Origin of the sequence: Streptomyces hainanensis (assembly GCF_004348415.1) — a bacterium.
Taxonomy (GTDB): Bacteria; Actinomycetota; Actinomycetes; order Streptomycetales; family Streptomycetaceae; genus Streptomyces; species Streptomyces hainanensis.
The window spans coordinates 1-3,428 of sequence record NZ_SMKI01000640.1 but is presented as its reverse complement, the minus strand read 5'-3'; the positions used below and the strand labels follow the sequence as shown (position 1 = coordinate 3,428).

At 71.9% G+C, this 3,428-nt stretch carries 2 protein-coding genes; both read right to left on the bottom strand.

Annotated features, from left to right (window positions below):
- Positions 1–15: 15 nt before the first annotated feature.
- Entirely contained in the window at positions 16–1,128 is a 1,113-nt protein-coding gene (locus E1283_RS33995) for a glycoside hydrolase family 53 protein (RefSeq protein ID WP_341829980.1), read from the bottom strand.
- Positions 1,129–1,262: 134 nt separating this feature from the next.
- Positions 1,263–3,269 (bottom strand): beta-galactosidase, encoded by a 2,007-nt coding sequence (locus E1283_RS33990; protein WP_132822022.1) that lies wholly within the window; start codon positions 3,267–3,269, stop codon positions 1,263–1,265.
- Between the last annotated feature and the right edge of the window lie 159 nt (positions 3,270–3,428).

Below are 3,428 nucleotides of genomic sequence, written 5' to 3'. Positions count from 1 at the left end.
GGGTGGGGCAAAACCTCACCCCCAAACAACCGCCGGCAAGGCCCGGTTGTCGTAGTCGAAAAGCGCCTGGTTCTCCCACGCGTTCCCGGACCCCGCGTCGTACGGGTCCCACCCGTTGCCGGCCACGGCCGTCCACGCCGGCTCCCAGTAGAAGACGCCGAGGCCGCGACCGTTCGGGACCCGCGAGACCACCGTGGTGATCGACCGCATCCACTGCAACTGGCCCTCGGGGGTGGCCGGCAGGCCCGGCACCGGTTCCTGGGCCGTGATGATCTGCGGGTGGGAGTCCTTGCTGTCGGTCCGGAACGGGTAGGCGGTCTCGGCGACCAGCACGTCCTTGCCGTAGCGGGCCGAGACGTCGTTCATGTTGAACTGGAGGTCGTTCAGGGTGCCGTGCCAGTAGCCGTAGAAGGAGAGCGCGATGACGTCGAACGAGACGCCCTGGGCGCGGGCGTTGTCGAACCACCACACCGTGCCGCCGTTGTCGCCGCCCTCGGCGAGGTGGAGGGCGACCAGGATGCCCGGTGAGGCGGCGCGGGCCGCCTGGACGCCGGCCGTCAACAGGCGGCCGAGTTGGGGCCAGTTGGTGTAGCGGCCGTCCGGCCACAGCAGGCCGCCGTTGATCTCGTTGCCGATCTGCGCCATGGCGGCCGGCGTGCCCTGGGCGCGCAGCGCGTTGAGGATGTCGTAGGTGTGGTCGTAGACGGCCTGTTGGAGCGCGCTGAAGGACAGGTTGCGCCAGGCGGCGGGCTTGGTCTGCTGGCCGGGGTCGGCCCAGGAGTCGGAGTAGTGGAAGTCGATCAGGGTCCGCATGCCCAGGGCCTGGGCGCGGCGGGCCATGGCGAGGATCTGGGGTTTGCCGTGGTAGCCGTCGGGTGAGTTGACCCAGACCTTGAGCCGGACGTAGTTGGCGCCGCCCGCCTGCAGGATGCGGACGGGGTCGCCGGCGGTGCCGTTGGCGTAGCGGAAGACCGCGCCGCGGGCCTCGCCCTTGGGGATCGAGGAGAGGTCGACGCCCTGGATCCGTACCGGCGCGGCCTGGGCCGCGCCGGTGCCGAGGGCGCCTAACGCGACGGGCGCGATGGCGGCGGCCGTGCCGGCCCGGAGGATGGTTCGTCTGCGCATCATGGGTCCCTTCCATGAGTGCCTGAGTACCTGAGTGACATACCGTGACGTGACGTGCGATGCGGTGCGGTGCCGTGCGGTGACGCGTGCCGTGCCGTGCGATGCCCCCGCCCCTCAGTTCCTCCGCGCCTCACCCCTCACCGCGTGGGGTGTCGCACCACCCGCACGGATCCGGCGGGGACGACGAGGCGGCCGGCCACGTGTTCCCCGGTGAGCAGTTCGGTGCCGTGCGCCGCCAGGTCGACCTTGGCCTCGGTGGCGGTGTGGTTGATGGCGAAGAGGTAGTCGCCGTCCTCGCCGCGCCGCCGCACCAGTTCGACGTCGCGCGGCAGGTCGTCGCGTGGGGCGATGCCGGCGTCGGCGCAGGCGGCGGCGAGGACGTGGTCGAGGTCGTCCCGGCCGAGGCGGGACGAGACGTACCAGGCGGTGCCGGCGCCGAGGGCGTGCCGGGTGACGGCGGGGCCGCCGGCGGCCGGTCCCTCGGTGTAGTGCCAGACGGGCTCGGCGCCGCGGGTGGTCAGGGTCTCGGCCCAGACGTCCCCGGTGAGCACCGGCCCGGCCCCGTCGGTGCGGGCCAGCGAGACGCGTTCGCCGGCGCGCAGCGGCTGGAACTCCTCGACGGTCAGGCCGAGCACGTCGCGCAGCGCGCCGGGGTGCGGCCCCGGGTGGACGGCGTCGTGTGCGTCGACGATGCCGGAGAAGTAGGAGACGAGCAGCGTGCCGCCGTCCTCGACGTAGTGGCGCAGGTTCTCGCCGGCGGCCGCGGTGGCGAGGTAGAGCGCGGGGACGACGGCCAGCGGGCGGCCGGTCAGGTCGCCCTCGGGGTGGACGAAGTCGACGGTGAGGTGGCGGTCGTAGAGCGCCGCGTAGGCGGACTCGGCGCGTTCGCGGGTGTCGAGGTCCTGGCTCGGCCGCCACTCCAGGCGCTGCGCCCACCAGGACTCCCAGTCCCAGACCATGGCGACGTCGGCGACCGTTCGGCTGCCGCGCAACGGTGTCAACGCGTCGATGTCGGCGCCGAGTTGGACGACCTCGCGCCAGATGCGGCTGTCGGTGCCGGCGTGCGGCACCATCGCGGAGTGGAACTTCTCGGCGCCGAAGCGGGAGGCGCGCCACTGGAAGAACATCGCGCCCTCGGAGCCGCGGGCCACGTGCCCCAGGCTGTTGCGGGCCATCTCGCCCGGCCGCTTGGCGATGCCGCGGGTCTGCCAGTTGACGCCGCTGGTGGAGTGTTCGAGGAGCAGCCAGGGGCGGCCGCCGGCGACGGAGCGGGTGAGGTCGGCGGCCATGGCGAGGTTGATGTGGTTGCGGTCCTCCTCGGCCACCAGGTAGTGGTCGTTGGTGACGATGTCGACCTCGCGGCCCCACTTCCAGTAGTCGATCGTGTCGCACTGGGTGGGCGAGACCATGAAGTTGGTGGTGACGGGGACGCCGGGCGAGAGCTCGTGCAGGATGTCGCGCTCGCGGACGAAGTTGGCCAGGGCGCTGTCGCTGGCGAAGCGGGCGAAGTCGAGCCGCATGGCGGGGTTGGCGACGGTGGGGGTGAGCCGGGGCGGCTGGATCTCCTCCCAGTCGCCGTAGCTCTGGCCCCAGAAGGCGGTGCCCCAGGCGGCGTTGAGCGCGTCGAGGTCGGTGTGGCGCTCGCGCAGCCAGCGCCGGAAGTCGGCGGCCGAGGTGTCGCAGTAGCACTCGAGGACGGGGACGCCGTACTCGTTGTGCACGTGCCACATCCGCACGGCGGGGTGGTGGCCGTACCGCTCGCCGAGCGCGGTGGCGACGCGGGCCGCGGCCTCCTGGTAGGCGGGCGAGCTGTGGCAGATCGCGCCCCGTGAGCCGAAGGCCCAGCGCACGCCCTCGCGGCTGACCGGCAGCGCCTCGGGGTGGGCGCGGTAGAACCAGGCGGGCGGCACCACGGTGGGGGTGGCCAGGTCGACGCCGATGCCGGCGTCGTGGAGCTTGCCGATGATCCGGTCGAGCCAGTCGAAGTCGTACTCGCCGGGGGCCGGTTCGAGTCGGGCCCAGGAGAAGATCCCGAGGCTGACGAGCGTCACGCCGGCCTCGCGCATGAGCGCGACGTCCTCGTCCCAGACCTCCTCCGGCCACTGTTCCGGGTTGTAGTCTCCGCCGAACGCGAGACGGTCCATGACCACTCTCCTTGGGCCGCATCTGGGCACTGTCTGGGAACGTACACAGTCTCCGCCGGACTGCATATCCCCAACATAACCGCACAGCAACAACCATTGACAAGTGTCGGAATGGTTTCTCTACTGTGAACGCTCACAGCCCCCGGCGTCCCCCCGCCC